This window comes from Halorubrum sp. GN12_10-3_MGM, assembly GCF_005435235.1.
Taxonomy (GTDB): Archaea; Halobacteriota; Halobacteria; order Halobacteriales; family Haloferacaceae; genus Halorubrum; species Halorubrum ezzemoulense.
In genome coordinates this window covers 200,229-225,852 of record NZ_SGUB01000001.1, presented here as the reverse complement: position 1 = coordinate 225,852, position 25,624 = coordinate 200,229, and the positions used below count along the sequence as shown (strand labels likewise).

Here is a 25,624-nt window from a genome sequence, read left to right as displayed (position 1 = left end):
GGCGCCGGGCGCGAAGGGGACGGGGCTACGGGTGGGCGCCGATCAGCTCTCGCACGCGGCCGACGTACTCCGCGAACGCGGCGTCGCCGCGGTCGCGCGGGCGCTCGACGTCGACATCGACGACCTCGCGGACGCGGCCGGGCTCGGCGGCCATCACGACGACCCGGTCGGCGAGCGTCACCGCCTCCGCGACGTCGTGCGTGACGAAGAGGACGGTCTTCCCCGTCGACTCCCACACGTCGAGTAGCTCCCGCTGGAGCATCTCGCGGGTCTGAGCGTCCACCGCGCCGAACGGCTCGTCCATCAGCAGCAGGTCCGGGTCGACCGCGAGCGACCGGGCGATGGCGACGCGCTGTTTCATCCCGCCCGACAGCGACTTCGGGTAGGCGCCGCGGAACTCGGTCAGCCCGACGAGGTCGAGCATCTCGTCGACGCGCGCCTCGCGCTCGGCGGCCGATCGGTCGCTCCGTTCGAGCCCGAACCCGACGTTCTCCTCGACCGTGAGCCACGGGAACAGGTGGTACTCCTGGAAGACGACGCCCATGTCCGTCGTCGGCCCCGTGACCTCGGTGCCGTCGAGGAGGACGCGACCGTCGGTCGCCTCGGTCAGCCCGGCCACGACCCGGAACAGCGTCGTCTTCCCGCAGCCGGACGGGCCGACGAGACAGACGAACTCCCCGTCGGCGACCGAGAAGGACACGTCGTCGAGCGCGCGCACCGAGCCGCCCTCGCCGTCGCCGGGGTACGTCTTCCCGACCCCGTCGAGCGCGACGCTGGCCGCCGCGGTGGGGGGAGTCTCCCCGTCGCGTCCGGCCGCGCCGTCTCCGTTCACGCCCGCCACGCTAACGCCCTCCGTTCGACCGCGCGGAACGCGACGTCGACGAGCAGGTACATCAGGCTCAACACGAGGATGTACGCGATCGCCCGGTCGACGCGCAGGTTGTTGCTGGCGCGGATGATCTCGCGGCCGACCCCGGGGACGCCGAATATCTCCGAGGCGACGACGAGCATCCAACACCGTCCCAGTCCGGTCCGGATCCCGGTCATGATCCCCGGCAGCGACGCCGGCAGGACGATCGACCGGACCGCGTCGAGGTCGCCGCGGACGCCGAGGGTCCGCCCCACGTCGAGGAGGTCCTCGCTCACGCCCTCCACGGCGCCGTACGCCGCGTAGAAGTTGATCCAGAACGCGCCGACCGCGATGATGAACGCCGCGCCCCAGTCGTTGATCCCGAACCAAGCGATCGCGAAGCCGATCAGCGCGAGCGGCGGGACGGGGCGCAGGGTGCGGACGAGCGGCGCCGTCAGGTCGTCCAGCAGGCCGCTCCAAGCGAACGCGACGCCGGCGGCCACGCCGAGGCCCGTTCCGGCGACGGTACCGGGGATCCAGTGGCGGACGCTCTGATACAGCGCCGTCGTCATGTCTCCCGACGCGAGCTCGCCGGCGAACGCCCCGGCGACCGCGACCGGCGAGGGGAGGACGAACGGATCCTGGGTGAGCGAGACGGCGTGCCAGACGAGGAGGAACCCGACGACCCCCGCGGCGCCCCGGAGGAGCCGCCGCCCGTCTCCGAGCCCGACGCCGGCGAACGCGCCGTCCTCGTCGACGCGCGATGCGGTTTCGGTCGCCATCAGAGCGAGTCGTACACCCCGAGGTCGAATATCTGGTCGTTCGACAGCTGTTCGTCGGTCTGGCCGTTATCGGCCGCGAACTCGGCGAACACCTGCGTCGCGTCCGTGATCTCGGCGGGGTCGGTGATGAAGTTCGACAGCGGCGAGTCGAGCGCCTTCCGCGCGCGGTCGACTGGCATCCCGATTCCCTCCTCGACGTGGCCCGCGGTCGCGTCGGGGTTCTCCTCGATGAAGTCGGTCGCGCGGACGTGCTGTTCGAGGAACTGCGCCGCGATCGGGGAGTCCCGGACCTCGTCGCTCATCAGGGTGACCGCGGCGGGCTGGCCGGGGAGGACCTCGGCGGCGGTCCGCAGCATCTCCACCGACGACCCCTCCGCCTGCGCGATGGTCGGCACCGGCTCCATGATCGAGGTGCCGTCGATCTCGTCGTTGGCAATCGCCTGCCAGACGGAGCTCGCCCCGCTGATCTCGATGATCTCCACGCTGTCGTTCGCTGCGAGGTCGACGCCGACATCGCGGAGCCAGAAGCGCAACAGCACGTCGGGGACGCTCCCCTGTGGGAACGTGCCGAAGGTGAACGGTTCGCCCTGCTCCTCCTCCCACGCCGCGAACGCGTCGGCGCCCTGCTGTTCGAACGTCTCGTGGAACGAGGACTCGGCCATGATCCCCATCGGCTCCCGGATGTTCGCGGCGGTCACCCGCGCGGCGATACCGCGGTCGATCGCGATCATCGCGGGTACGATCCCGAACATCGCGATGTCGATGTCGCTGCCGCCGAGCGCCTGAACGATGTCGGGGCCGTTGCCGAACTCCTGGCCGGTGACCTCGGCGTCGACCTCGGAGAAGTATCCCTCGCCCTCCATCACGTACCACTGGAGGTCGGGGTAGATCGGCATGTGCGCGACCGTGATCTCGTCGAGCCCGCCGCTCCCGCCGCCGAGGCAGCCGGCGAGGCCGACCGTCGCAGTTCCGCCCGCGGCCGCGAGGAACGACCGCCGCGACGCTGTCCGCGTTGAGTCGTACATACCTACGGAAGCGGCCCCGCGGGCAACACTCTCGCGTCACCAGCAACGGAAGCGCGTTCCGGTGACGGCGGAAGACGACGGAAGTGGCGTTTCGAGAGTTCAAAGCCCCGTATACCGGAGATACTGCGAAAACACTCGTCACCGAACGACGCAAATATTGCTGGCGCGTGCCGCCGAGCGCTCCGGTTCCCGGTGGTCGCTCGCGGCGGCGCTCACGCCCCCTCGGCCGGCTCCTCGTCGAACAGCCCCAAGTCCTCGGCGACGAGGTCGGCGAGCCGGTCTTTGATCGCCGGATCGACCTCCGCGACGGCCTCGCCGCCGTGTTTCTGGTCGTTGTGTTTATCGAGCGCGTCCGCGAGGTCGTCGAGGGGCACGCGGGTCTCCGTCTCGCACTCGTCGCACACGATCGGGACGGACGGCTCGTTGGTGGACATTACGCCGACAATCGCCCGTGGCGGATATATGCCTTCGGGCGGCGGGTCGAGACGGGCCCCCGGAGCCGGCGCCGCGAACCGCCACCGTCTACTGGGGGCGCCGCGCACTGCCCGTCATGGACGTTCTCGTGACGGGGGCCGCGGGCGGGATCGGCGGCGGCGTCGCGCGCTCGCTCGCCGCCGCCGGCCACGACGTGCTCGGCGTCGACCGCGACGCGGACGGGCTCGCCGACCTGCCCGAGGCGGTCGAGACCGCCGTCGTCGACCTCCGCGACGAGGCCGCCGTCCGCGACCTGCTCGCCGACCGTCCCCTGGACACCGTCGTCTCCTGCGTCGGCGGCTACGAGATCGCGGCAGTCGAGGACGCCTCGGCCGAGGCGTTCCGGCGACAGCTAGAGACGAACCTGACCGCGGTCCACGTGACCGTCTCCGCGGCGCTCCCGACGCTCCGCGAGCGCGGCGGACGGGTCGTGGTCGTCGGGTCGATGGTCGGGTCGGTCGCGCTGCCGTACCACGGCGCGTACAGCGCCGCGAAGGCGGGGCTCGACGGCTACGTCGACGCGCTCCGCCGGGAGGTCACGCCCCGCGGGGTCGACGTGGCGCTCGTCGAGCCCGGTCCCGTCCGGACCGGCTTCAACGAGCGGGCGGCCGCCGCGGTCGAGGCCGCCGACGGCGACGGGCCGTACGCCGCCGCCTACCGCGCGTTCGAGGGGTACTCCCCGGCGGCCACGGACGTCGAGACCGTCGTCGAGCGCGTGGTGACGGCGACGACCGCCGACCGACCGCGAACGCGGTATCGGGTGAGCCGCCGAGCGCGGTGGCTACCGCGGCTCGGTCGCGTCCTCCCCGACCGGCTGTACGACCGGCTCGTCCGCGCCGGGCTCCCCGGCGGACTCCTGTGGCGGCTGCTTCACCGGTGAGTCGCGGGGCGTCGCCGCTCACCGCCGACTAGGGAATCAGTCGTCGGCCGCGCCGGACGCCCCCTCCGACTCCTCCGCGTCGTCCGCGGTCTCGGCCTCGCCGGGGGCACCCCCGGACTCCGACGGCGCGTCCGCATCGTCCGCCCGCGCGTAGAACTCGTCTGGGGAGGCGTCGATCCGCTCGAACTCGCCGAAGTCGCGCTCGTGGTGGCGGATCATCTGTTCGACGATCCACGCGCTGTACCGCTCCGAGAACGCCCAGTCGGCGTCCGCGTCGTCGACCTCGAACCGGCCGTCTGTGGCGAGCGCGGCGTACAGGTGGTAGAATCCGAGGACCACGTCGCCGAAGTCCCGCGCCTCGCCGCCGATCTCGCGGCGCTTCTCGGCGAGTTCCTCGCGGCCCGCGTCGGTGAGCGCGAAGTACTTGCGGTCGGGCTCGTCCGCGCGCTCGACGCGCTCGGCGACTCCCTCCTCCTCGAACTTGTAGAGGATCGGGTAGACGGAGCCGTAGGAGGGCTCCCAGTGGCCGCCGCTGATCTCGGTTATCTCGCCGAGCAGCTCGTACCCGTATCGCGGGCGTTCGTCGAGCAGCTCCAAGACGAGGTACGAGATCAGTCCTTTCGGCGGGCCGCTTTTCCGCATCGTCCCGACTTTTCGGGGTCGCGTCGAAAGGGTTTCGGTCACGGCGACGGCGAGCGGCGCGAGTCGCGACGACCGGAGCGGTTCGCGGGCGTCGGTGACCCGAGCGGACGGGGGCGGGTGTGATGCGCTAATAATATGAATCGCGGTGGCGCGTGCCTGCGAGCGGCCCTTGGCCGCGAGGAGCACGCGCGAGGGGGTCGGGCGCGACGAGGGCGACCGGCGGGAGCCCGAAGACGCGCCCGACGAGGCTGGGGAGGTGTGAGGTGCGGTCGCGGGCGGGACTCGAAGGGGCAGTCGGGAGGCGGCCGCAGGCGACGCGAGCACCGCAGGAACGAACGGAGAGAGTGACGAGGAGCGCGGCGAGCGTGCGACCGCCTCCCGACTGGGGCTTCGGGATGTTCGTGCCGATCGACCGGTCATAAGAACTCACGTACTGCCGAGCGGCTGGGGCTTCGAAACCACTGGTGCCGGCTTCGACTCGGGCACGAACGGGGACGAGCCGACGGATTACAGCGCGTCGGGACGACCCGCAAACCCCTAAGTCGCGCGGCCCGAACCCGACGTATGGTCGAGGCTCCACAGACCGCCGAAGGGTGGTTCTCGCTGCACGACTTCCGATCGATCGACTGGGACGCCTGGCGCGAGGCGCCCGAGTCTGAGCGGCAGCGAGCGATCGAGGAGGGCGAGGCCTTCCTGAAACACCGCGAGCTGGTCGCCGACGCCGAGGACGGCGAGTCGGCGCTGTTCTCGGTGCTGGGACACAAGGCGGACCTCCTCTTCCTCCACTTCCGGCCGTCGCTCGACGACCTCTCCGCGATCGAGCGCCGCTTCGAGGACACCGCGCTCGCGAAGTTCACCGAGCGCGAGACCTCCTACGTCTCCGTCACAGAGGTGTCTGGCTACGTCTCGGACGACTACTTCGAGGAGGGCGCCGACGCCGTCGACGAGGGGCTCAAGCGGTACATCGAGGGGAAGCTGAAGCCCGACATCCCCGACGAGGAGTACGTCAGCTTCTACCCGATGAGCAAGCGCCGCGGCGAGGAACACAACTGGTACGACCTCGACTTCGAGGAGCGCGCCGAGCTGATGGCGGGCCACGGCGAGGTCGGCAAGGAGTACGCGGGCAAGATCAAGCAGGTGATCGCCTCCTCGGTCGGCTTCGACGACCACGAGTGGGGCGTCACGCTGTTCGGCGCGGACCCGACCGACATCAAGGACATCGTCTACGAGATGCGGTTCGACCCGGCCTCCTCCCGCTACGGCGAGTTCGGCGACTTCTACGTCGGCCGGCGGTTCCCGCCGCGCGACCTCGACGCCTTCCTCGGCGGCGAGTCGGTCCCGACCGGGCGCGTCCCCGAGCAGGACAGCGCCGGCCACCCGCACGGCGAGGGCGGTCACGGCGAGGGCGGTCACGGCGACGACGCGCACGGCCACGGTCAGGGCCACGACCATTCGGGTGCGGGCGGCGGCTCCGCGCACGGCGACCATCCCCACGGCGAGGGGGATGCCGGCGGCGAGGGCGACCACCCCCACGGCGAGGACGAGGGCGACGGCGGGGCCTCGGACGAGGATATCCGCGGCGAGCTCGCCGACCTCGACATCTACGCCGGGAAGCCGCACGGCGAGGACGTGTACGCCACCGTGCTGTACAGCGAGGCCGACGTGGACGAGCTGTTCGACGAGGTCGAGGGGCTCCGCGGCAACTTCGACCACTACGGCACCCACGTCAAGACCGCGGTGTACGAGGGGCGCCACACCGACCGCGCCGCCGTCGTCTCGATCTGGGACACCGCGTCGGCGGCGGAGACCGCGGCGGGGTTCCTCTCGGAGCTGCCCGACATCGTCGCCCGCGCCGGCGAGGAGTCCGGCTTCGGCACGATGGGGATGTTCTACACCGTCAAGCCCGACTACCAGACGGAGTTCGTCGACACCTTCGACGACGTGGGCGACCTGCTCGCCGAGATGGACGGCCACGTCGAGACCGACCTGATGGTGAACACCGAAGACGAGAACGACATGTTCATCGCCAGCCAGTGGAACGCGAAGGAGGACGCGATGGGCTTCTTCCGCTCCGACGAGTTCTCCGAGACCGTCCAGTGGGGCCGCGACGTGCTCGCCGATCGCCCGCGCCACGTCTTCCTGGCGTAGCGGCGCCCGACTGGCGAGGATTTTAGACATAGTCGGCGGCGAACCGTCGGCGTGTCCGCCGACCGCGTGCGCTTCCGCCGACCGCCGGGTTTTAGGTGTCGTTGCGGCGAACGGGTGGCCATGTTCGACACCATCGTGGTCGCGACCGACGGCTCCGACAGCGTTCAACGGGCCGTCTCGGTCGCGGTCGACGTGGCGGCGCGGTTCGACGCCGAGGTCCACGCGGTGTACGTCGTCGACGCCGGCGAGGTGGAGTCGTCGCCCGACACGGTCCGGGAGGACCTCCGCGACGCGCTCGACGATCAGGGGAGCGACGCGCTCGACCGCGTCGCGGACGCGGCCCACGACCGCGACGGCGACCTCGACGTGACCATCGAGGTCCGCGAGGGCCGTCCGGCCTCGGAGATCGACGCGTACGCCCGGTCTGCCGACGCGGACCTCGTCGCGATGGGCACCCGCGGCCGCCACGGCGAGAACCGCTTTCTCATCGGCTCCGTCGCCGAGCGCGTCGTCCGGACCTGCCCGGTCCCGGTGCTGACGGTCCGACAGCTGACCGACGAGGACCCTCGGCGGACGACGATCTGAGCGTCGCGAAGGCGACGCGACCGCCGCTCGCCGCGAGAGCGGCGGAGTTTTCCGGCTGCCGCCCGCCTCGACGGTATGGACGACGACCTCATCGAGACGGGGGATGCCCCCCGGTCGCGGTACACGAAGCTGCCGGGGAAGGGCTTCTTTTACCCGGACTCGCTGGACGACGAACGCGCGGAGCGGCGGGCGAGGGAGGCGATCGAGGGCAGCGAGGCGGTCGTGATCGCCGACGGCGACGCCGACGGTCTCGCCTGCGCCGCGATGATCCGCGAGGCGTACGACGCCGCCCTCGACGTCGGACCCTTCGAGGACGCCGTCGCGGCCCGGCTCGAAGGCGAGAGCGGGAGCGACGAGCCGGACGAGCCCGCGGCGGACGACGAGGGGGAGGGCGACGACGACCCCCTCGGCGACGCCCACGCCGAGTCCCCGGTCGGGCTGGTCTCGGCGGGGCCGTACTCGATCGACACCGCGCTCGAACGCGTCGAAAAGTACGCCGACGACGGGATCGACCTGTTCGTCTGTGACCTCTGCCCCGACGACTACGAGTGGATCGCGGAGCCGTTAACGGAGCTGGCTGACTCGACCGACGCGATCCGGTGGTTCGACCACCACCAGTGGGACGACGAGACCGCCGACGCGGTCCGCGAGGCCGGCGTCGACCTCGTCGTCGGCGAGTCGGACGAGGAGTGTACCGCCGACGTGACGCTCCGGTCGCTCGACTACGCCTTCGACGACCGCTGGGCCGAGCTCGCCGAGGTCACGCGCGACCACGACCTCTGGCTCAAGGAGGACCCTCGCTCCGACGACCTCGCCGACTACTCCTACTGGGCCGGCGCCGAGGAGTACGCGGCCGTCGTCGGCGCGTACGGCGTCGACCTCCCGGAAGCGGTGCGGTCGTTCGTCGCGGAGCGCCGGGTCGAGAAGGAGGCGCGCATCGACCTCGCGGTCGACCGCGCGGTCACGCATGAGGTCGGCGACTGGCGCGTCGCGGTCACCTACGGCCGCTGCTCGCAGAACGAGGTCGCGGAGCGCCTCCGCGAGGCGGGGGCCGACGCCGCCGTGATCGTCAAGCCCGCCGGCTCCGCCTCGATCCGGGGGTCGGACGACTTCCGGCACGCCCACGAGGTCGCCGGCCGAGTGAACGGCGGCGGGCACCCGCAGGCGGCGGGCTGTAAGCCCGACATCTACGACGACATGCTGGACTACGCCCACCACTGGAGCACCGAGGGACAGGCGTGTAAGCGCGTCATCCTCGCGGCGTTCGAGGCCGTCGCCGAGGAAGTCGAGGCCGAGGCGAGCGGCGCCGACGAGGCCGCGGCGGCCGAGTAGGACAATGGCCGGCATCTTCGTCGCCGGAGAGACGCTCGTCGACTTCGTGCCCGACTCCGGGGAGACGCTGCGGGAGGTCGACAGCTACGCCCACCGGCCCGGCGGCGCGCCCGCCAACGTCGCGGTCGGGCTCGCGCGGCTCGGCTCGCCGCCGGCGTTCTGGACGCGCCTCGGCGACGACGCGTTCGGCGACTTCCTCGCCGAGACGCTCGCCGCGGCGGAGATTCCGGAGACGCACGTCGAGCGCGTCGAGGGGAAGACGACGCTCGCCGTGGTGTCGCCGCCCGGCGAAGGCGGGCCGCGGTTCTCCTTCTACGGCGACCGCGACGCGACGTTCGGGTTCGACCCGGACGCAGTCCCGACCGAAGCGCTGACGGGCGACGACGGCGCGGCGTCGCCGGCGGGCGCGAGCGCGCCGCCGTGGGTCCACCTCGGCGGCGTGGCGCTGACGCACTTGCGGGGGCGGGCGGCCACCCGCGAGCTCCGCTCGGCGGCGACCGCCGCCGGGTGTCCCGTCTCGTTCGACGTGAACTACCGCTCCGATCTGGTGCCGCCGGAGACGGCGGAGGCGGCGTCGACCGCGGTCCGCGAGACGGTCGCCGAGAGCGGCGTCGTGCTGTGTAGCGACGAGGACGCCGCCGCGGCCGGGCTGTCGACGAGCGAGGGCGGGGAACTGGCCCGCGACCTGCTCGCGCTCGGCCCCCACACCGTCGTCGTCACGCTCGGCCGCGACGGCGCGCTCGCGGTCAGTACCGACGACGCGCCATGGGGGGCCACGACGGTCCGGCACGACGGGTTCCCGGCGGAGGCGGTCGACGCGACCGGCGCCGGCGACGCGTTCACCGCGGGCCTGCTCTCGCGGCTCGCGGGGAGTGCCGAGTCTGAGTCCGGAGCCGACGCGGAGGCGCTCCGCGAGGCGGTCGCGTTCGGCAACGCGACCGCCGCGCTCTCGGTCCGGTCGGTCGGCGGGATGGGGTCGATCCCGTCGCGCGAGGAGGTGGAAGCGCTCCTCGCGGAACGGGAGTGAGAGGGAGAACGGCGGCGGCGAAGGGAAACGGAGGGGGAGCGCCGGAGAGCGCGGCGCTGCCTACGAGGCGGACGGCGACATCTCGATGTTGAGGCTCTTCTGGACGAGCTGGGTGAACGCCATCGAGCAGAGGAAGTACCAGAGGATCCACATTTGGATCGGGCCGACGATCCCCGTGTCCCAGGTGACGGTGCCCGCGAGCGGGACGACGAGCTCCTGGGCGGCGACGGCCGGGTACGCGGCCTCAGACCCGCGGTAGCCGATCACCCAGAACATCCAGAGGAACGCCGGAATGGTGAGGAACATGATCCACACCATCGGGCGGAACTGCTCTTTGAACATGCCGAGCTGGTCGCCCATCGCCTCCATCTGCTCTTCTTGGATCTCGTCGAGCGCCTCGTCGTCGTCGCGCTTCTCGGCCTCCTTCCGGCGCTCCTGGATGTCCTTCATCCGCTCCTGATACGCGCCCATCTTCTCCATGTCCATGAGCCCGGCGCGCAGCAGCGTCGAGTACATCCCCGTGCCGAGCGCGATGACCATGATGACGACGTAGAAGGGGACGACGTTCAGAAGGGGGCCGAGGACGACGTCGATGCCGCCGGCGATCGCGTTCCGGACCGGCGAGACCGCGTAGCCGACGAACGCGCCGAGCGTCGCCAGCCCGGCCAGCTTATCCCACTTCGACCAGGAGGTCGTCTCCGGCGTCTCAACGTCGCCGCCGCCCGAGTCGTCCTCCATCCCGGCCTCGATGTCGTCGCGGTCGGCAAGCGCGAAGCCCTCCTCGCCGTCGACGAGGATCTCCTTCTCGATGAGCCGGCCCCACTGTCCGCTGGTGATCTGGTCGCGGACGTCGACCCAACGCACCTCGCCGCCGCTAGCGTTGTCGAGGACGGTTTCGATGGCGTCCCGCATCTCGCCGTCCTCGCGGACCAGCGAGCGGACTCGCCGTTCGACTTTGCTCATTAGCGGCCGGTTAGCGGTCGACGGTTAAGAACCTTGTAGGATCGTCGCTCGGTCGGCCCCCGGCGCCGGTCGGACTGGCACCCGGCCACGCGGCGGATTGGCTCCCGGCCACGCGGCGGATTGGCTCCCGGCCACGCGGCGGATTGGCTCCCGGCCACGCGGCGGATTGGCTCCCGGCCACGCGGCGGATTAGCTCTCGACGACATCGCGGATCCGAGCGAAGACCTCGTCCGGGGTCGCCTCGCCGTCGACCTCGACGAGGACGCCCTCGTCGCGGAAGTGGTCGATCACGGGCTCGGTGTTGTCGTAGAACACGTCGAGCCGCTCGCGGGCGGTCTCCTCGGTGTCGTCCTCGCGCTGGATCAGCTCGCCGCCGCACTCGTCGCAGACGCCCGGCTCCTCGGGCGGCTGGAAGTCGACGTGGTAGTTCGCGCCGCAGTCGTCGCAGACGCGGCGCCCGGTGAGCCGGTCGACGAGCACTTCCTCGTCGACGTCGAGGAGGATGACGGCGTCGAGGTCGGTGATCTCCGAGAGGTACTCCGCCTGATCGAGGTTGCGCGGGTAGCCGTCGAGGACGAACCCGTCGGCGTCGCCGATCGCGGCCTCGACGATCTCGTTGACGACCGGGTCCGGCACCAGCTCGCCCGCCTCCATGAACGAGCGCGGCGTGCCGTACTCCGTCTCCATGTCCTTGTTCGCGCGGAGCGCGTCGCCGGTCGTGACGTGCTCGACGCCGTACGCGTCGGCCAGCTTCGCGCTCTGTGTCCCTTTCCCGGCACCCGGCGCCCCCAGCAGCAGAATTCGGTGACTCATATCGGAGCGGTCGCGGGCCGCCCCTAAAGGCTTGAAGATTCCGGCCAACCCTACTCGTCGGCGTCGGACTCGTCGGGGGTCGCGGACGCGTCTCCCTCCGCGGCCGTCTCCCCGTCGGCGCGCAGCCGCAGCCCCATCTCCAGCTCGAAGCTCTCGGCGTCGGAGGTCTCGAAGCCGATCTTCTTGTACAAGGAGACGGCGGCGCGGTTCCACCGCTCCACCGTGAGCCACACCTTCTCGACGCCGTTCGCCTGCCCGTGGCCGAGCAGTCCGCGGATGAGGTGGGTGCCGATCCCGGCACGCTGGTACTCCTGATGGACGAAGATCGCCAGCTCGTAGGCGTCGCCGTCGGGGACGAGCGTCGCGTGGCCGGCGGCCGCGTCGTCGCACCAGGCGATCACGTTGTAGCAGTCGTCGGCGAGGATGGCGTCGAGCCACTCGCGGATGCGCTCCTCGCCGCCGGGCGGGATCCCCTGCGCGCGGTCCGCCGGGTCGAAGGCGTCGTACATCTCGACGAGCGACTCCCTGGCCGCCGGGTCGCCCTCGTACGGCCGGACCTCGATCCGGCGGTCCTCGCGGTCGGTGAACGCGGTCGGCGGCGGCGGGAACTCGTCCGCCACCGCGTCCGGGTAGCCTCGATCGCTCATCTGACCAGCGTGACCGATGTCTTGGCGTTCAACAGGACGAACTCCGCGATCGACCCGATCGTGATCTTCCCCATCGGACTCGTGTGTCCGCCGCCCAAGACGATCTCCTCGAACCCCTCCGTCTCGGCGATGTCCACCAGCCGACTCCCGGGGTCGCCCTCGACGCGCCGCACCTCCGCGTCGATCGCCGCCTCCTCGACCGCCGCCTCGGCGCGCTCGACGACCTCGTCGGGGGACACTGAGGAGTCCTCGTTGTCCACCACCGCGATCGTCAGGTCGTCGCTCGCGACCGCCGCGCGCTCGACCGTCCGGTCGAGCGCGCGGAACGAGTCGTCGCTGCCGCCGATCCCGCAGAGCACCTTCATGCCCAACCCCTCCACGCGACGGTACAAAAGTGGATCTCCGAGCGGACCGCCACCGACAAGGCTTTTGTTCGCCCGCGGAGTGTCGCACGTATGAGCGATCCCTCCGGCTCGACGGCCGACTCGGCCGACGGGACCGGCGACGCCGCCACGGACCGGTCACCCTCCGACGACGACGGCGACCCCGATCCGCACGCCGGCGACGAACCGGACGCGGAGACGACCGCCGGGGCGTCGGGGGCGTCCGGAGACGAGGCGGACGCGACCGACGACGTGCCGCGGGATGTCCGCAAGTACGAGCGGTTCAAGAAGATGGACGGCGCGCGCTACGAGCGCGTCAACGAGTTCCTCCGCGACCGGACGTACATCACCGCCCGCGAGTGGGCGATCGCCCGGCTCTGCGCCGACTTCCGGACGGAGACCGGCGTCGAGATGACGAAGATCGGCGAGAACCTCCCGGAGCTCATCCCCTTCATGACCGACACGTACACGCCGCAGGCGGTGAACCAGGCGCGCTACTCTTTCGAGGAGAAGGTGACGAAGGCGGGGGCGACGTTTCTCTACGGCGCGATGTCCGGGTTCTTCACCGCCGAGGACTTAGACGAGATGATGTACGAGGTGACCGAGGTCGCGAAGTTCCTCCTGGAGGTCGAGGGCGTCGACCTCGCCGTCGCTGACGAGTTGGAGGCCGAAGACAGGATCAGCGAGGTGATGCGCGAGGTGCGAGCCTCCTCGGCCGACCTCCGGGGCGAGGAGGTGCGCTGCCCCGAGTGCGGCCACGTCCACGAGCCGGCAGAAGAGTGACCATGGACCACTTTCCGGAAGCGATCAACGCGACGCCCGACCCGACCCTCGTCGTCGACGGCGACGGGGTCGTCCACGCCGGGACGCCGAGCGTTGAGACAGTGTTCGGGATCGATCCGGACGACCTCTCCGGCCGAGCGATCGGCGACGTCTTCGAGGATCCGACCGAACTGGACTGGGGACGCGTCGCGTCGCCGCCCTCCGTCGCCGACCGAGACGGCGGCGAAGCGGGCGCAGCCGGAGACGCGGAGGGGGTTGCGCCGGGGGGTGCCGAGGGGAGCGCACCCGGAGACGGCGAGGAGGGTGCCCCCCTTAGCGGCGAGGAGGCGAGAGCCGAACGAGACGGGTCTCGACACGACGTGACGGCGCTGATCGAGACGACGCGCGCCGGTGAGGCGCGGTCGATGGCGGACGGGTTCGAACTGGCCGTGCGCCGCGGGGACGGCGTCCTCGTCCCGGTTCGGGTCAGCGTCGGCCCGTTCGAGATCGGTGGCGACCCGTACGCGGTCGTCACGGCGATCGACGTCACGAACGAGCGAACGCGGCGGCTGGCGCTCCAGCGCCGCACGAAGACGCTCGAATCCCTCCACGAGGCGACCAGAGAGCTGCTGAAGACGACCGACAGGGAGACGGCCGCCGAGGCGGCGGTGTCGTACGTCGACGACGTGCTGGGCCACCCGATCGCCGCGATATGGCTGTACGACGAGCGGGAAAACGCGCTCGAACCGATCGTCTGGACGGACACCGCGGACGACGTCGTCGGCGAGCATCCGACGTTCGCGGCCGACGAGCTGAGCATCACCTGGGAGGTCTTCGAGAGCGGCGAGCCGACGTACGTCGCGGACGTCCACGACGACCCCGACCGCCACAGCGACGACGCCACGATCCGGAGCGAGCTCGTCGTCCCGCTCGGGCGGTACGGCGTGTTGAACGTCGGCGCGACGGCCCCGGAGGCCTTCGACGACTCCGACCTCGCGGTGGCGCGCATCTGGGCGGCGACGGTGACGATGGTGCTGGTCCGCATCGAGCGCGAGCGGCAGCTCCGGCGGCGCGAGGCGGAGATCGCGCGCGAGCGCGACCGGTTAGAGGAGTTCGCCAGCCTCGTGTCGCACGACCTCCGAAGTCCGCTCAACGTCGCCACCGGGAACCTCGAGATCGTCACGGAGCGGCTCGCGGAGGAGTCGGTCGACGTGGAGGAGCTGGGCGCGGTCGAGCGCTCGCTCGACCGGATGGACGTGCTCATCGAGGACCTGCTCGCGCTGGCGCGGCAGGGCGCCAGCATCGACGAGACCGAGCCCGTCGCGCTGCCCGACCTCGTCGCGGAGTGCTGGGAGACCGTCGACACCGAGTCGGCGACGATCGCGGTCGAGACGGACGCCGTCGTCGCCGCGGACCGCAGCCGCCTGCGACAGGCCCTCGAGAACCTCATCGCCAACGCGGTCGCCCACGCCGGACCCGACGTGGCGGTCACGGTCGGGGCGCTCGACGACGGCTTCTACCTCGAAGACGACGGCCCCGGCGTCGACCCCGAAGACCGCGGAGAGGTGTTCGAGGCGGGCGTGACGACGGACCACGACGGGACCGGGTTCGGACTGAAGATCGTCGCCGAGGTCGCGGAGGCGCACGGCTGGGCGGTCGAGCTCGCTGAGAGCGAGGCCGGCGGGGCCCGGTTCGAGTTCCGCGGCGTCGACCTCGACCCGGGCGACGGGTAGGCGGGCGGAGGCGCGGGCCGAGCGCGCCCGTCAGTCGTCGGCGGGCGCCGCGCCGGCCGGGTCGAGCCCGTCGCCGTGACCCGGGACGGTGCCGTCGTCGTTCCAGCCGCGGAGCGCGTAGTACTCGGAGAGCGCCGCGTCGAACCCGTCGATGGCGTCGGCGTACGGGAGCGTGTCGTCGCTCCGGTCGAAGCCGCGGGCGTTGTTGAACGCGCGCTCTAACTCGACGACCCGGGCGCCGAGCGACTGGAGGTCGTCGTAGTCGGCGTCGAGCAGCGCCGCGAGCCGGTCGTCGGTCACGGTTCCCCGCGAGAACTTACAGACCACCGCCGAGTCGAGGACCGCGTTGCGGTTCTCCTTCGCGACGAGCTTCGGCGGCTTCCCGTCGAGGCCCTGCGGGTCGAACGCCTCGTCGGGGTCGACGAGCGGGTACTCGTACGGGTAAAACTCCCCGTACATGTGGTCCGCGCCGCGGTTCGCGGTCGCGAACGCGAGTCCCTGCCCGTTGAGCGCGCGGCCGTCGTGGCCGGAGAAGGCCATCCCCTTGACCGTCCAGTCGTCCGCGCCGAACTCCTCGTGTGCGCGGTGGACGCCCTCCGCGAGCTTGTCGCCGACGCCCTCGCGATAGGCGATCTGCTCGACGAGCGAGCGGACGAGGTCCGCGTTGCCGAACTCGTCTTCGCTCTCTAAGAACATGGAGACGACGTCGCCACAGGAGATGGTGTCCAGCCCGAGCTCGTCGCACAGCTCGTTGGCGCGCATCACGTCGACCACGTCGTCGACGCCCGCGTTCGAGCCGAACGCCATCACCGTCTCGAACTCCGGGCCCTCCGTCTCGACGCCGGTCGCCTCGTCGCGGGTGGGGAGCTTACAGGCGAACGCGCACTGCGAACAGGTCCCCTTCTCGTACTTCTTCTCCTCGACGCGGTCGCCGGAGATGCCCTCGACGCCCTCGAAGGAGGTCTCCGCGAAGTAGTACGACGGGAGGGCGTCGACCTCGTTCGCCAGCTCCGTCACGCTCGTCGTCCCCTGCCGTTTCATGATCGAGTCGGAGGTGGCCGCCTCGCGGTGGACCTCGGCCGCCTCGTCGGGCCAGTCGACCTCGATTTCGGCGTCCGCGTCGCCGGCGAACGTGAGCGCCTTCACGCCCTTCGCACCGAGGACGGCGCCCAGCCCGCCGCGGCCGAACGCCCGGGTGTCGGAGGTCATGACCGACGCGAAGCGGACCTCGTTCTCGCCCGCGGGCCCGACGCAGGCGACGTGTTCGGGGCCGAGGTCGTGCGTCTCGGCGAACCGATCGGAGACCGCCGACACCTCGGCCTGCTCCAGGTCGTCGACCGCCTCGAAGGTCACGTCCGGCTCGCCGTCCGGCCCGACCTCGCGGACGTGGACCGCGAGCAGGTCGTCGCTCACGCCCGTGATCTCGACGGCCGCGTACCCCGCGCCGGTGAAGTTCCGCGAGAGGAATCCCCCAGCGTTCGACGAGCAGAGGCCGTTCGTGAGCGGCGAGACGGCCGTGGCGGCCATCCGGCCGGTGTAGGAGGTCGTCGAGTACTGCATCGGACCCGTCGAGAGGAAGAGGCGGTTCTCCGGGCCGAGCGGGTCGGCGTCGAACGGGATCCGGTCGTACGCGAGTGACGTGTTGAGCCCGCGGCCGCCGACGAACGACGCCAGCCGGTCGTCGATCCGGGTCGTCGACGCGGTCCGCTCCGTCAGGTCGATCGTGAGGAGCGGGCCCTGTGCGTGTCTCATGGACGTACGGAGCGAGCGAGCGGCGATAAAACTCGGGGTGCGAGCGGCGCGTCCGTTACCACGGGGCGTCAGCGGTCGAGGACGTGGTGCGTCACGGCGTCGACGCCGGAGGCCGCCGTGTCGAGCGTCGCCACGCGGAACGCGTCGTCCGCGCCGTCAACCGGGATCGGGAGCCCGCCGGGGTTCACCCGGACGGTCCCGCCGCGCGCCTCGGCGCCGTGCGCGTGGGTGTGCCCATGGAGCACGTAGTCGTAGTCGCCGCAGTCGACGAGCGCGTCGACGACGAGGTCGCTCGTGCCGTGGGTGACCGCGACGTCGACGGCGTCACCCGCTCCGTCTCCGCCGCCGAACGAGAGCGCGGCAGCCTCGCCGTGGTAGGTGCCGAACTCCTCGACGGTCGACTCGACCGCCCACTCGCCGTCGTTGTTCCCGCGGACCGCGTGGAACGCGAAGTCGGCGTCGAACGGGGTCACTGAGAAGGGCGCGACGAAGTCGCCACAGTGGACGACCGCGTCGACCCCCTCGCGCTCGAACAGCGAGACGGCCGCCTCGACCGCGGCCGAGTCGTCGTGCGTGTCTGAGACGATGCCGATCAGCATACCGGCCGGTCGGCGGCGCGCCACTTCAACCCCCGCCTACTCGCCAGTCAGCGCCTCGCTCGCGGGCGCGAAGTCGATGGTCTGCCCCCGACCCTTCTCGCTCGCGCGCTCGTACAGCATGTGCGCGGCCGCGACCGTCTCGACGCCGGTGCCGCCGGAGTCGAAGACTGTCACCGCGTCGTCGCTCGCCCGGCCGGGGTGGTCGCCCGCGACGACCGCGCCGAGGTCGGCGGCGATCCCCTCGCCCGCCTCGATCAGGCCGGCCTCGACCGCGGCGAGGTACGAGCCGGCGTCCTGCGTCGCGCGCGCCCTCAGGTCGGGGACGTACGTCGCCCGAGCGACGAGCTCGGGCGGGAGCTCGTTCTTCTCCGGGTGGTACTGGCCCATCGCCGTGACATGAGTCCCCGGCTCCACGTCGGCGTCGGCGATCACGGGGTCGCTGGCGGTCGTCGCGGTGATGACCACGTCGGCCCCCGCCAGCGCGGCGCTCGCGCTCTCGACCGCGGTCACGTCGGCGGCGAGCCGGTCGCCGAAGTCAGCGGCGAACGCCTGGCGGTTCTCGCGGGTCGGCGAGAAGACGCGGACCGCCTCGAACTCGCGGACCGTGGCGGTCGTCGCGACCTGTCCGCGCGCCTGCGCGCCGCTGCCGATCACGGCGAGCTCGGTCGCGTCGTCGCGGGCGAGCGCGTCGACCGCGACCGCGCCCGCGGCGCCGGTCTTGAACGGGTTCATCGACGCGCCGTCGAGCAGCGCGAGCGGTTCGCCCGACTCGGCGTCGAACAGCGGCGTCATGAACCACGCGTCGCCCGCGCCGAACCCCGCCGAGTAGGTGTACCCGCCCATCGCGCCCGTCTCCGGGAGGAGGGCGGCGTAGGTGGTGAGCATGCCCGGCGGCTCGCGGTTGAGGAGCTTCGTCCGCGGCTCGGCGGGCGCTCCCTCGCCCACTTGTCGGTACGCGTCGCGCACGGCGGCGACGTAGTCGGCCGGGTCCGCGAGGCCGTCGACCTCGGAGCTAGTGAGGAACAGGGTCTCCGTCATAGTCGGCCACTCGTGGCGCGGGGACTAAACGGTACAGGACGCGGCGACCGGGAACGCGACGCCGCGGCGACCGGGAATCACTCCGCGCCTCAGTCGGCGGTGCCCGCCGAGGAACCGCCGCCCGCGGAGCGCTCGCCGGCGTCGCCGTCGAACGGCCGCCGTTCGGGGGCGCCGTCCGCGACTGGATTTCGGACGAACATCGCGTGAGCCATCACCGTGGCCGCGGCGACGGCACCGACCGGGAGCGCCGACGTCAACGACAGTCCGACCAGCGTGAGCGAGGCGGTCACACCGATCAACGCCACCGGGATGAGCCCAAGCACGTAGTCGTAGTATCCAGTCATGCTTCCATTAGCTAGTAGTCGAAAATCCATATTAAATTTTTCCCGCGGTTCGGGAGCAGTTCGCTCGTGAACACGCGGATGTTACTCATAACTTATGGCTTGGCCCGAGGCTCCGTCGACTCGGGATGGGAAGTCGGCGAGAGGAGGGACCAGTGGGAAGAGAGGTCGGGGAGGAGAACGGCCAGCAAGGAGAGCAACACCACAGTCGGCCGGTCGACCGCGTCAGCGAGAAGCGAGGCACCGCGGTCGGGCGCTCGGCGCGCAGAGAGCGCGGGTGACTATCGGAACCGGAAGTAGAGGGCCCGCCAGCCGCCGAGGGCGACGGATCCCAACACGAGCATGACGGCGGCGAACGTGACTTCGGCCCCGCCGCGGAAGACGAACGCGCGCAGCGCGAGTCCGACGACCGCGGCCGGGATCCACGACCGGATCACGAGCGGGACCGAGGACTTCGCGGTCTCGACCGCGCCGGCGGAGTAGGCGCCCACGAGCGGCGCGACCACGACCCAGCCGATCAGGAAGGGAGCGAACACGCCCGCTAAGTACAGCGGGTTCGCGGTGAGGAACTCGACGGTCTGGTGGTTGAGCGTCCCGACGGTCAGTAACAGGATCAACGCGATCACGTCCCCGACGGCGAACGGTGCGGCGCCGCGGTCGAGGCGGGCGGCGAGAAACGGCGGAGCGTCCATACCGACCCCTGCGAGCCGGCCCCACTTTTACGCACGGATTCGTCCGCGCCGGTGCGGTCTCGCGACAGGGCGATCCCGCATCGCAGCGGTCGGTTACTCGTACAGCGGGTGCGCCTCGCAGAGCTCGACGACGCGCTCGCCGACCTCGTAGATGACGTCGTCGCTGTCGACGTCGTCGACGACGCGGTAGATCAGGTCGCCGACCTCCTCGATCGCGTCGGCGTCGAAGCCGCGGGTGGTGAGCCCGGCGGTGCCCGCGCGGATCCCCGAGGGGTCGAACGCCGACCGCGTCTCGCCGGGGACCGTGTTCCCGTTGAGGACGATGTTCGCGGCCGCGAGCGCGTCCTCCGCGTCCCCGCCGGAGAGGTCGGGGTGGGAGTCGCGCAGGTCGGCCAACACGAGGTGGTTGTCGGTCCCGCCGGAGACTAAAGAGAGCCCGTGCTCCTGAAGCGTCTCGGCGAGCACCTCCGCGTTGTCAACGACCTGCTGGGCGTACTCCTCGAACTCGGGCTCTAAGGCCTCCTTGAACCCGACCGCCTTGCCGGCGACGTTGTGCATCAGCGGGCCGCCCTGCCCGCCGGGGAAGACGGCCGAGTCGATGTCGTCCGCGAACTCCGCGTCGCACATCACGATCCCGCCGCGGCCGGCGCGGATCGTCTTGTGGGTCGAGCCCGTGACGAAGTCGGCGACGCCGACCGGCGAGGGGTGGACGCCCGCCGCGACGAGCCCGGTGATGTGGGCGATGTCCGCGAGGTGGTAGGCGTCGACCGCGTCGGCCGCCGCCTGGATTTTCTCCCACTCGACGGCGCGCGGGTACGCGGAGTAGCCCGAGACGACGATGTCGGGGTCGAACTCCTCGGCGACCTCCCGGAGCCCCTCGTAGTCGATGTACCCCGTCTCGGGGTCGACCTCGTACTGCTCGACCTCGTACAGCTGCCCCGTGAAGTTCGCGGGGTGGCCGTGCGAGAGGTGGCCGCCGTCGTTGAGCTTCAGCGACAGGATCTTGTCCCCCGGTTCGAGGACGGAGTAGTACACCGCCTGGTTCGCCTGCGTGCCGGAGTGCGGCTGGACGTTGACGTGGTCGGCGCCCCAAAGCTCCTTCGCGCGCTCGATGGCCAGCTCCTCGACCTCGTCGGCGTACTCGCAGCCGGCGTAGTAGCGCGACCCGGGGTAGCCCTCGGCGTACTTGTTGGTGAGGACGCTCCCCTGCGCCTCCAGCACCGCCTCGCTCACGTGGTTCTCGCTCGCGATCATCGCGAGCGTCTGCTCCTGTCTGTCGCGCTCGCCCGCCAGCGCGTCGGCGACCGCCGGATCGACCTCCCGGACGTGCTCGTGGTCCATGTGCGAACCCGGGCGCGACCGCGCATTAATCCTTCCGTCGCCGGCGCGCGCGCGACCCGCGGCGACCGGACGCGAGGCCGCCTCGCGTCGACTGCGCTTGGGTAACCCCGATCTGCCGAATTTACCCGCCTCAAGCACGCTTATCGGGTTATTCGTTCCATGAACCCCGTTAATATTAAATACGCAACCGGCTTTCATACCGAGAGACAAATGGTATCGAATTTACTGGCGGCCGACGTCGAGGCCGCGCTCGAAGCGGCCTTCGACGGGGACGACGACGAGCTGCTCGTCGTGGACCCCGCCGCAGAGACGATCGTATCGCTGGTCGAGACGGCCGTCGGGTGGGACGACCTCCCGAAGCTGTCGATGCTCGCCGACGAACGCACCCTGAAGGACGTGCTCGACGACTTCGTCGTCGCGTCCCGGGCCGCGGACCTCGTCGCCGACGGCGACCTGGATATCCGAGTGCTGGACGGGGAGGTCGACAACGCCCTGTTCGTCTCGCCCTCTCGGGTCGTCGCCCTGGTCACCGCGGGGGAGGGCGTCGCCGCGCTCTCGACCGACGACGCGGAGTTCGTCGAGGAGGTGTACGAGACCCAGCGCGCCGCCTTCGACGACGCAGAGGCGTACGCGCTCCGCACGCCAGCAATCGCCCGGGTCCGCGAGACGCTGGAGTCCGAGATCGGTGAGGAGGCCCGGTCGGACTTCGACGCCGTCCTCGACGCGACCGAGCGCGACGACGGGGTGGACCTCGACGAGGTGACCGTCTCGCTGCTCGTCGCGGCGAAGAACGACGTGCTCCTCTACGACCTCTCGAAGTGGGGCGAGGACGTCGGTATCGCCTCGAAGGCGACGTTCTCCCGGACGAAGACGCGCCTCGAAGATCAGGGGATCATCGACACGGAGAAGGTCCCGATCGACGTCGGCCGACCGCGGCTCCGCCTGAAGCTCGGCGACGACCGGCTCCGGGACATCGACGCCGCAGAGCTGGCCGCCGAGGCCGCCGAGATGCTGGCGGCGACGCCCGCCTGAGCGCGCCCGCGAGCGCTCTCGGACTCCCTCCGCGGACGCGCCGAACGAGCCGCCGCGCGCCGCGGACCCGCGGCTTTTTTTCGCCGCCTCGCGTCGACCGGGTATGGACATCGGACTTGTCGGCGACGGCCCCGCGGTCGAGGCCGCCGAGGCCGCGCTCGGCGACGTCGACGTGAACGCGATGCCGGTCGAGGCCGACCTCCTCGACGGATTCGACGCCGCGGTCGTCGTCGACACCGCCGGGTCGGCGACGTTCGGGGCCGCGGACGACATGCTCGATCGGTGGGTCGCGGTCGAGGTGGGTGGGCTCGGCGGCGTTCCCCTCGCCGACCTCGACGCCGCCGTGACCGTCTTCGACGACGCCTGCTACGACTGCCTGCGCGCCCGGGTCGAGAGCGGCGGGTCGGAGCCCGCCGACGCGCCGACCGGCCGCCGGTCCGCCGTGCGCTACGCCGGCGCGGTGGCCGGACGCCGGACGATCCGGCTCCTGGCGGGCGACCCGGTGGCGGACACGGTCGTCGAGGTGCCGGGCGGCGAGCGGACCCTCCTCCCGATACCGGGGTGCGGCTGCGGCGACGGCCCCGGGGACGCGCTCCCGCGCGACCACGCCGACCGCGGCCTCGACGAGGCGATCGACCGGGCGGAGCGCGCCGTCGACCGCCGGATCGGCGCGCTGGCGGAGGTCGGCGAGCAGGAGTCGTTCCCCGTGCCGTACTACGTCGCGCGGGTCGCGGACACCACCCCGTTCTCCGACGCCGACGCGGCGGACTTCGGCGGTGGCGCGGCCGCCGACTGGGACGCCGCGTTCATGAAGGCGCTCGGCGAGGGGCTAGAGCGGTACGCGGCGGGCGTCTACCGCGAGGCGTCGTTCACGCGCGCGCCGGCCGCGAACGTTCCGAACCCGGTCACCCCGGACGCGTTCGTCCGCCCCGACGGCGCCGAGGCGTACGACCGCGACGACCGGCTCCCGTGGGTCCGCGGCGAACGACTCGGGACGGGCGAACCGGCGAGCCTCCCGGCGGAGTTCGTTCACTTCCCGCCGCCGGAGCGGCGGTACCGGCCGCCGATCACGACCGGGCTCGGCCTCGGTAGCTCGGGTCCGGACGCCGCGCTCTCCGGGCTGTACGAGGCGATCGAGCGCGACGCGACGATGACGAGCTGGTACTCCACGACGGAGCCGCTCGGGCTCGACGTCGACGACCCGGGCTTCGCCGAACTGGAGAAGCGAGCGCGGGCGGAGTCGCTGTCGGTGACGCCGCTGCTCGTCACGACCGACGTGGACGTGCCCGTCGTCGCGGTCGGGGTCAGCCGCGAGGGCGACTGGCCGCGGTTCGCCGCGGGGTCGGGCGCCGACCTCGACCCGGCCGCGGCGGCGCGGAGCGCGCTCGCCGAGGCGCTCCAGAACTGGACCGAGCTCCGCTCGATGGGGCGGGAGGCGGCCGACGAGCAGGGGGCGGCGATCGGCCACCACGCCGACCTGCCCGGGGAGACGGCCGCGTTCTTCGACCCGGACGCGTCCGTCTCGGCCGAGGGGCTCGGGGAGCCGGAGCTGACGGGCGAGGCCGAGCTGTCGGCCGTCGTCGACCGCGTCGAGGCCGTCGGGCTCGACCCGTACGTCGCCCGGGTGACGACCCGCGACCTCGCTGCGGTGGGCTTCGAGGCCGCGCGGGTGCTCGTGCCGGGCGCACAGCCGCTGTTCACCGGCGACCCGTTCTTCGGCGACCGCGCCCGCGAGGTGCCGCGGTCGATGGGGTTCGAGCCCGCGCTCGACCGGCCGTACCACCCGTTCCCGTGACTGCGGCTGGGTCGGAGACGCCGACGGTGCTGTCCGACCCTCCCGGCGCCGACTGCCCGTGCCCGCGGATTTAGGTGGCTCGGGGTCGCGGGGGACCGTATGGACGTCGCACCCGACGCGGACGCGGAGGCGGTCGAGGCGGTCGACGGCGTGTTCCTCACGCAGGGGGCCGTCGGCGACGACGTGAGCATCCAGCGGTTCGAGATCGAACCGGGCGAGACGGTGCCCGAACACGACCACCCGCACGAGCAGGTCGGCGTGATCACGGCCGGGCGGCTGACGTTCGTCGCGGACGGCGAGGAGCGCGTCGTCGGCCCCGACGACACCTACGTGATCCCCGGCGGCGAGCCGCACGCGGCCGAGAACCGGACGGACGAGCCGGTCGTCGGCTTCGACATCTTCTCGCCGCCGCGGGCGGATCCGGACTGGGGGGAGTAGGCGGCCGCGGGAGTCGTCGGAGCGGGGGCGGGTCCGAGGAGGTGCCGGGCGGTCCGAGGCGCAAGTCGCCGCGGGGCGGATCCGGGGGGTACCCCGCCGCGGACCGGCCGATATCGCGCGTCTGCGATACCCGCAAGACGTACCGGACCGAAGGTGTGTTAGTGCTCGGGGCCTGATAACAGGTAATGGGAGTCCACGAACAGTACCCGTTCGATGTGGAGGCGCTCCGCACCGATTTCCCGATCCTCGATCGGCAGGTCGGCGGCGACCCGGAGACGGCCGGCGAGGGCGCGGGCGACGACACCCCGCTGGTCTACCTCGACAACGCAGCGACCTCGCACACGCCCGACCCGGTCGTCGACGCCATCTCCGACTACTACCGGAGCTACAACGCGAACGTCCACCGGGGGATCCACCAGCTGAGCCAGGAGGCCTCCGTCGCGTACGAGGAGGCCCACGACGCGGTCGCCGACTTCATCGGCGCGGCGGGCCGCGAGGAGATCGTCTTCACCAAGAACACGACCGAGGCGATGAACCTCGTCGCGTACGCCTGGGGGCTGGAGGAGCTCGGCCCCGGCGACAACGTCGTCCTCTCCGAGATGGAACACCACGCCTCGCTCGTCACCTGGCAGCAGATCGGCAAGCGGACGGGCGCCGACGTGCGCTTCATCGACGTCACCGACGAGGGGCGGCTCGACATGGACCACGCGGCGGAGCTCGTCGACGACGACACCGAGATGGTGTCGGTCGTCCACGTCTCGAACACGCTCGGCACCGTGAACCCGATCGGGGAGCTGGCCGACCTGGCCCACGATCACGGCGCGTACGTCTTCGCCGACGCCGCGCAGTCGGTGCCGACGCGCCCGGTCGACGTCGACGAGCTCGATGTCGACTTCCTCGCCTTCTCCGGCCACAAGATGTGCGGCCCGACCGGGATCGGCGTCCTCTACGGTCGCGAGGAGATCCTCGACGAGATGAGCCCGTACCTCTACGGCGGGGACATGATCCGGCGGGTCTCCTTCGAGGACTCCACGTGGGAGGACCTGCCGTGGAAGTTCGAGGCCGGAACCCCATCCATCGCTCAGGGGATCGGCCTCGCGGCCGCGATCGAGTACGTCGAAGCGATCGGTATGGACCGGATCGAGGCCCACGAGGACCTGCTGGCCGAGTACGCCTACGACGAACTCGACGAACTCGGCGGCGTCGAGATATACGGCCCGCCCGGGGACGACCGCGGCGGCCTCGTCGCGTTCAACGTCGACGGCGTCCACGCCCACGACCTCTCCAGCATCCTCAACGACTACGGCGTCGCGATCCGAGCCGGGGATCACTGTACGCAGCCGCTCCACGACGAGATGGGCGTCGCCGCCTCCGCGCGCGCCTCCTTCTACTTCTACAACACCGTCGAGGAGGTCGACGCCCTGGTCGACGCGGTCCGGGAGGCGCGCGACCTGTTCGCCTGAGGCCTCTCGGCCGGCGGCGTTCGACGCCGTAACGGGCCCTTCGGCGACGCTCGATCCCGTCAGCGGGCACTCCGGCGTGAGCCGCGC

General features: G+C 71.4%; 26 protein-coding genes. 11 read left to right on the top strand and 15 right to left on the bottom strand.

What is annotated here, in order from left to right; translation table 11 throughout:
• Nucleotides 1-25 precede the first annotated feature (25 nt).
• The 4 genes from EXE47_RS01185 to EXE47_RS01170 all read right to left on the bottom strand — a co-directional run bounded on the left by EXE47_RS01185 (nt 26) and on the right by EXE47_RS01170 (nt 3,091).
• The gene (locus tag EXE47_RS01185) at nt 26-841 is read right to left on the bottom strand and encodes an ABC transporter ATP-binding protein (RefSeq protein ID WP_089308287.1); all 816 of its coding nucleotides are present in this window, start codon (nt 839-841) and stop codon (nt 26-28) included.
• Nucleotides 829-1,632 (bottom strand): ABC transporter permease, encoded by an 804-nt coding sequence (locus EXE47_RS01180; protein WP_049930481.1) that lies wholly within the window; start codon nt 1,630-1,632, stop codon nt 829-831. The genes EXE47_RS01185 and EXE47_RS01180 overlap by 13 nt, the downstream gene beginning before the upstream one ends.
• On the bottom strand, nt 1,632-2,657 hold the full coding sequence (locus EXE47_RS01175) for an ABC transporter substrate-binding protein (protein WP_089308288.1): 1,026 nt from the start codon (nt 2,655-2,657) through the stop codon (nt 1,632-1,634). The genes EXE47_RS01180 and EXE47_RS01175 overlap by 1 nt, the downstream gene beginning before the upstream one ends.
• 212 nt (nt 2,658-2,869) lie before the next feature.
• The gene (locus EXE47_RS01170) at nt 2,870-3,091 is read right to left on the bottom strand and encodes a hypothetical protein (protein ID WP_089308289.1); all 222 of its coding nucleotides are present in this window, start codon (nt 3,089-3,091) and stop codon (nt 2,870-2,872) included.
• 116 nt (nt 3,092-3,207) lie between these two features.
• On the opposite strand from EXE47_RS01170, the gene EXE47_RS01165 reads away from it, so the two are divergent.
• Nucleotides 3,208-4,011, top strand: a complete 804-nt coding sequence (locus tag EXE47_RS01165) for an SDR family oxidoreductase (RefSeq protein WP_167373078.1) — start codon at nt 3,208-3,210, stop codon at nt 4,009-4,011.
• 36 nt (nt 4,012-4,047) lie between these two features.
• On the opposite strand, the gene EXE47_RS01160 is transcribed toward EXE47_RS01165, so the two are convergent.
• A complete protein-coding gene (locus tag EXE47_RS01160; protein WP_049930475.1) occupies nt 4,048-4,653 on the bottom strand; it encodes a PadR family transcriptional regulator in 606 nt (201 codons plus the stop codon).
• A 564-nt stretch (nt 4,654-5,217) separates the two neighbouring features.
• Between EXE47_RS01160 and EXE47_RS01155 the strand changes: the two genes are divergently transcribed.
• From EXE47_RS01155 to EXE47_RS01140, 4 genes are all read left to right on the top strand, one after another.
• Complete coding sequence (locus tag EXE47_RS01155; protein ID WP_089308290.1) at nt 5,218-6,801, top strand: heme-binding protein; 1,584 nt, start codon at nt 5,218-5,220, stop codon at nt 6,799-6,801.
• A gap of 120 nt (nt 6,802-6,921) precedes the next feature.
• On the top strand, nt 6,922-7,386 hold the full coding sequence (locus EXE47_RS01150) for a universal stress protein (RefSeq protein WP_049930471.1): 465 nt from the start codon (nt 6,922-6,924) through the stop codon (nt 7,384-7,386).
• 75 nt (nt 7,387-7,461) lie between these two features.
• Entirely contained in the window at nt 7,462-8,718 is a 1,257-nt protein-coding gene (locus EXE47_RS01145) for a DHH family phosphoesterase (RefSeq protein ID WP_089308291.1), read from the top strand.
• A 4-nt stretch (nt 8,719-8,722) separates the two neighbouring features.
• Nucleotides 8,723-9,745: a carbohydrate kinase family protein gene (locus EXE47_RS01140; protein WP_089308292.1), complete on the top strand. Its 1,023-nt coding sequence runs from the start codon at nt 8,723-8,725 to the stop codon at nt 9,743-9,745.
• Nucleotides 9,746-9,805: 60 nt separating this feature from the next.
• Here the strand turns inward: EXE47_RS01140 and EXE47_RS01135 are convergent, their stop codons facing one another.
• From EXE47_RS01135 to EXE47_RS01120, 4 genes are all read right to left on the bottom strand, one after another.
• The gene (locus EXE47_RS01135; protein ID WP_049930467.1) at nt 9,806-10,708 is read right to left on the bottom strand and encodes a DUF106 domain-containing protein; all 903 of its coding nucleotides are present in this window, start codon (nt 10,706-10,708) and stop codon (nt 9,806-9,808) included.
• Between the two features lie 189 nt (nt 10,709-10,897).
• On the bottom strand, nt 10,898-11,521 hold the full coding sequence (locus EXE47_RS01130; protein WP_049930465.1) for an adenylate kinase: 624 nt from the start codon (nt 11,519-11,521) through the stop codon (nt 10,898-10,900).
• Between the two features lie 50 nt (nt 11,522-11,571).
• Nucleotides 11,572-12,168, bottom strand: a complete 597-nt coding sequence (locus EXE47_RS01125; RefSeq protein ID WP_049930463.1) for a GNAT family N-acetyltransferase — start codon at nt 12,166-12,168, stop codon at nt 11,572-11,574.
• The gene (locus EXE47_RS01120; protein WP_049930461.1) at nt 12,165-12,533 is read right to left on the bottom strand and encodes a universal stress protein; all 369 of its coding nucleotides are present in this window, start codon (nt 12,531-12,533) and stop codon (nt 12,165-12,167) included. Before EXE47_RS01120 ends, EXE47_RS01125 begins: the two co-directional genes overlap by 4 nt.
• A gap of 90 nt (nt 12,534-12,623) precedes the next feature.
• On the opposite strand from EXE47_RS01120, the gene EXE47_RS01115 reads away from it, so the two are divergent.
• Together EXE47_RS01115 and EXE47_RS01110 are read left to right on the top strand one after the other, a co-directional pair.
• Entirely contained in the window at nt 12,624-13,334 is a 711-nt protein-coding gene (locus EXE47_RS01115) for a DUF5806 family protein (RefSeq protein WP_049930460.1), read from the top strand.
• Nucleotides 13,331-15,046 (top strand): ATP-binding protein, encoded by a 1,716-nt coding sequence (locus EXE47_RS01110; protein WP_089308293.1) that lies wholly within the window; start codon nt 13,331-13,333, stop codon nt 15,044-15,046. The genes EXE47_RS01115 and EXE47_RS01110 overlap by 4 nt, the downstream gene beginning before the upstream one ends.
• A 30-nt stretch (nt 15,047-15,076) precedes the next feature.
• Here EXE47_RS01110 and EXE47_RS01105 read toward each other — a convergent pair whose 3' ends face one another.
• The 6 genes from EXE47_RS01105 to glyA all read right to left on the bottom strand — a co-directional run bounded on the left by EXE47_RS01105 (nt 15,077) and on the right by glyA (nt 20,809).
• Nucleotides 15,077-16,798 (bottom strand): aldehyde ferredoxin oxidoreductase family protein, encoded by a 1,722-nt coding sequence (locus EXE47_RS01105; protein ID WP_089308294.1) that lies wholly within the window; start codon nt 16,796-16,798, stop codon nt 15,077-15,079.
• Nucleotides 16,799-16,866: 68 nt separating this feature from the next.
• The gene (locus tag EXE47_RS01100; RefSeq protein ID WP_049930454.1) at nt 16,867-17,397 is read right to left on the bottom strand and encodes a YfcE family phosphodiesterase; all 531 of its coding nucleotides are present in this window, start codon (nt 17,395-17,397) and stop codon (nt 16,867-16,869) included.
• A gap of 36 nt (nt 17,398-17,433) precedes the next feature.
• Nucleotides 17,434-18,435, bottom strand: coding sequence for an ornithine cyclodeaminase family protein (locus EXE47_RS01095; RefSeq protein WP_089308295.1), 1,002 nt, complete (start codon nt 18,433-18,435; stop codon nt 17,434-17,436).
• A gap of 89 nt (nt 18,436-18,524) precedes the next feature.
• Nucleotides 18,525-18,779, bottom strand: coding sequence for a hypothetical protein (locus tag EXE47_RS01090; RefSeq protein ID WP_049930451.1), 255 nt, complete (start codon nt 18,777-18,779; stop codon nt 18,525-18,527).
• A 278-nt stretch (nt 18,780-19,057) separates the two neighbouring features.
• Complete coding sequence (locus EXE47_RS01085; protein WP_049930450.1) at nt 19,058-19,468, bottom strand: DUF3054 domain-containing protein; 411 nt, start codon at nt 19,466-19,468, stop codon at nt 19,058-19,060.
• Between the two features lie 93 nt (nt 19,469-19,561).
• Entirely contained in the window at nt 19,562-20,809 is a 1,248-nt protein-coding gene (gene glyA / locus EXE47_RS01080; protein WP_049930449.1) for a serine hydroxymethyltransferase, read from the bottom strand.
• Between the two features lie 210 nt (nt 20,810-21,019).
• Here glyA and tbsP point away from each other — a divergent pair, with 210 nt between their 5' ends.
• From tbsP to EXE47_RS01060, 4 genes are all read left to right on the top strand, one after another.
• Nucleotides 21,020-21,841 carry a transcriptional regulator TbsP gene (gene tbsP / locus EXE47_RS01075; RefSeq protein ID WP_137707956.1) on the top strand — a complete coding sequence of 274 codons (822 nt, stop codon included), beginning with the start codon at nt 21,020-21,022 and terminating at the stop codon, nt 21,839-21,841.
• 103 nt (nt 21,842-21,944) lie between these two features.
• The gene (locus tag EXE47_RS01070; RefSeq protein WP_089308296.1) at nt 21,945-23,636 is read left to right on the top strand and encodes a YcaO-like family protein; all 1,692 of its coding nucleotides are present in this window, start codon (nt 21,945-21,947) and stop codon (nt 23,634-23,636) included.
• Between the two features lie 99 nt (nt 23,637-23,735).
• On the top strand, nt 23,736-24,074 hold the full coding sequence (locus tag EXE47_RS01065; RefSeq protein WP_049930444.1) for a cupin domain-containing protein: 339 nt from the start codon (nt 23,736-23,738) through the stop codon (nt 24,072-24,074).
• Between the two features lie 185 nt (nt 24,075-24,259).
• Complete coding sequence (locus tag EXE47_RS01060) at nt 24,260-25,537, top strand: aminotransferase class V-fold PLP-dependent enzyme (protein WP_089308297.1); 1,278 nt, start codon at nt 24,260-24,262, stop codon at nt 25,535-25,537.
• The last annotated feature ends 87 nt before the right edge of the window (nt 25,538-25,624 follow it).

Excerpts from the sequence above, each read along its gene's own strand:
- EXE47_RS01065 (WP_049930444.1), top strand. The coding sequence starts at position 23,736 with ATGGACGTCGCACCCGACGCGGACGCGGAGGCGGTCGAGGCGGTCGAC.
- EXE47_RS01155 (WP_089308290.1), top strand. The coding sequence starts at position 5,218 with ATGGTCGAGGCTCCACAGACCGCCGAAGGGTGGTTCTCGCTGCACGAC.
- EXE47_RS01145 (WP_089308291.1), top strand. The coding sequence starts at position 7,462 with ATGGACGACGACCTCATCGAGACGGGGGATGCCCCCCGGTCGCGGTAC.
- EXE47_RS01135 (WP_049930467.1), bottom strand. The coding sequence starts at position 10,708 with ATGAGCAAAGTCGAACGGCGAGTCCGCTCGCTGGTCCGCGAGGACGGC.
- EXE47_RS01170 (WP_089308289.1), bottom strand. The coding sequence starts at position 3,091 with ATGTCCACCAACGAGCCGTCCGTCCCGATCGTGTGCGACGAGTGCGAG.
- EXE47_RS01180 (WP_049930481.1), bottom strand. The coding sequence starts at position 1,632 with ATGGCGACCGAAACCGCATCGCGCGTCGACGAGGACGGCGCGTTCGCC.
- EXE47_RS01105 (WP_089308294.1), bottom strand. The coding sequence starts at position 16,798 with ATGAGACACGCACAGGGCCCGCTCCTCACGATCGACCTGACGGAGCGG.
- EXE47_RS01100 (WP_049930454.1), bottom strand. The coding sequence starts at position 17,397 with ATGCTGATCGGCATCGTCTCAGACACGCACGACGACTCGGCCGCGGTC.
- tbsP (WP_137707956.1), top strand. The coding sequence starts at position 21,020 with ATGGTATCGAATTTACTGGCGGCCGACGTCGAGGCCGCGCTCGAAGCG.
- EXE47_RS01165 (WP_167373078.1), top strand. The coding sequence starts at position 3,208 with ATGGACGTTCTCGTGACGGGGGCCGCGGGCGGGATCGGCGGCGGCGTC.
- EXE47_RS01095 (WP_089308295.1), bottom strand. The coding sequence starts at position 18,435 with ATGACGGAGACCCTGTTCCTCACTAGCTCCGAGGTCGACGGCCTCGCG.
- EXE47_RS01070 (WP_089308296.1), top strand. The coding sequence starts at position 21,945 with ATGGACATCGGACTTGTCGGCGACGGCCCCGCGGTCGAGGCCGCCGAG.
- EXE47_RS01130 (WP_049930465.1), bottom strand. The coding sequence starts at position 11,521 with ATGAGTCACCGAATTCTGCTGCTGGGGGCGCCGGGTGCCGGGAAAGGG.
- EXE47_RS01090 (WP_049930451.1), bottom strand. The coding sequence starts at position 18,779 with ATGACTGGATACTACGACTACGTGCTTGGGCTCATCCCGGTGGCGTTG.
- EXE47_RS01085 (WP_049930450.1), bottom strand. The coding sequence starts at position 19,468 with ATGGACGCTCCGCCGTTTCTCGCCGCCCGCCTCGACCGCGGCGCCGCA.
- EXE47_RS01140 (WP_089308292.1), top strand. The coding sequence starts at position 8,723 with ATGGCCGGCATCTTCGTCGCCGGAGAGACGCTCGTCGACTTCGTGCCC.
- glyA (WP_049930449.1), bottom strand. The coding sequence starts at position 20,809 with ATGGACCACGAGCACGTCCGGGAGGTCGATCCGGCGGTCGCCGACGCG.
- EXE47_RS01175 (WP_089308288.1), bottom strand. The coding sequence starts at position 2,657 with ATGTACGACTCAACGCGGACAGCGTCGCGGCGGTCGTTCCTCGCGGCC.
- EXE47_RS01160 (WP_049930475.1), bottom strand. The coding sequence starts at position 4,653 with ATGCGGAAAAGCGGCCCGCCGAAAGGACTGATCTCGTACCTCGTCTTG.
- EXE47_RS01120 (WP_049930461.1), bottom strand. The coding sequence starts at position 12,533 with ATGAAGGTGCTCTGCGGGATCGGCGGCAGCGACGACTCGTTCCGCGCG.
- EXE47_RS01060 (WP_089308297.1), top strand. The coding sequence starts at position 24,260 with ATGGGAGTCCACGAACAGTACCCGTTCGATGTGGAGGCGCTCCGCACC.
- EXE47_RS01125 (WP_049930463.1), bottom strand. The coding sequence starts at position 12,168 with ATGAGCGATCGAGGCTACCCGGACGCGGTGGCGGACGAGTTCCCGCCG.
- EXE47_RS01150 (WP_049930471.1), top strand. The coding sequence starts at position 6,922 with ATGTTCGACACCATCGTGGTCGCGACCGACGGCTCCGACAGCGTTCAA.
- EXE47_RS01115 (WP_049930460.1), top strand. The coding sequence starts at position 12,624 with ATGAGCGATCCCTCCGGCTCGACGGCCGACTCGGCCGACGGGACCGGC.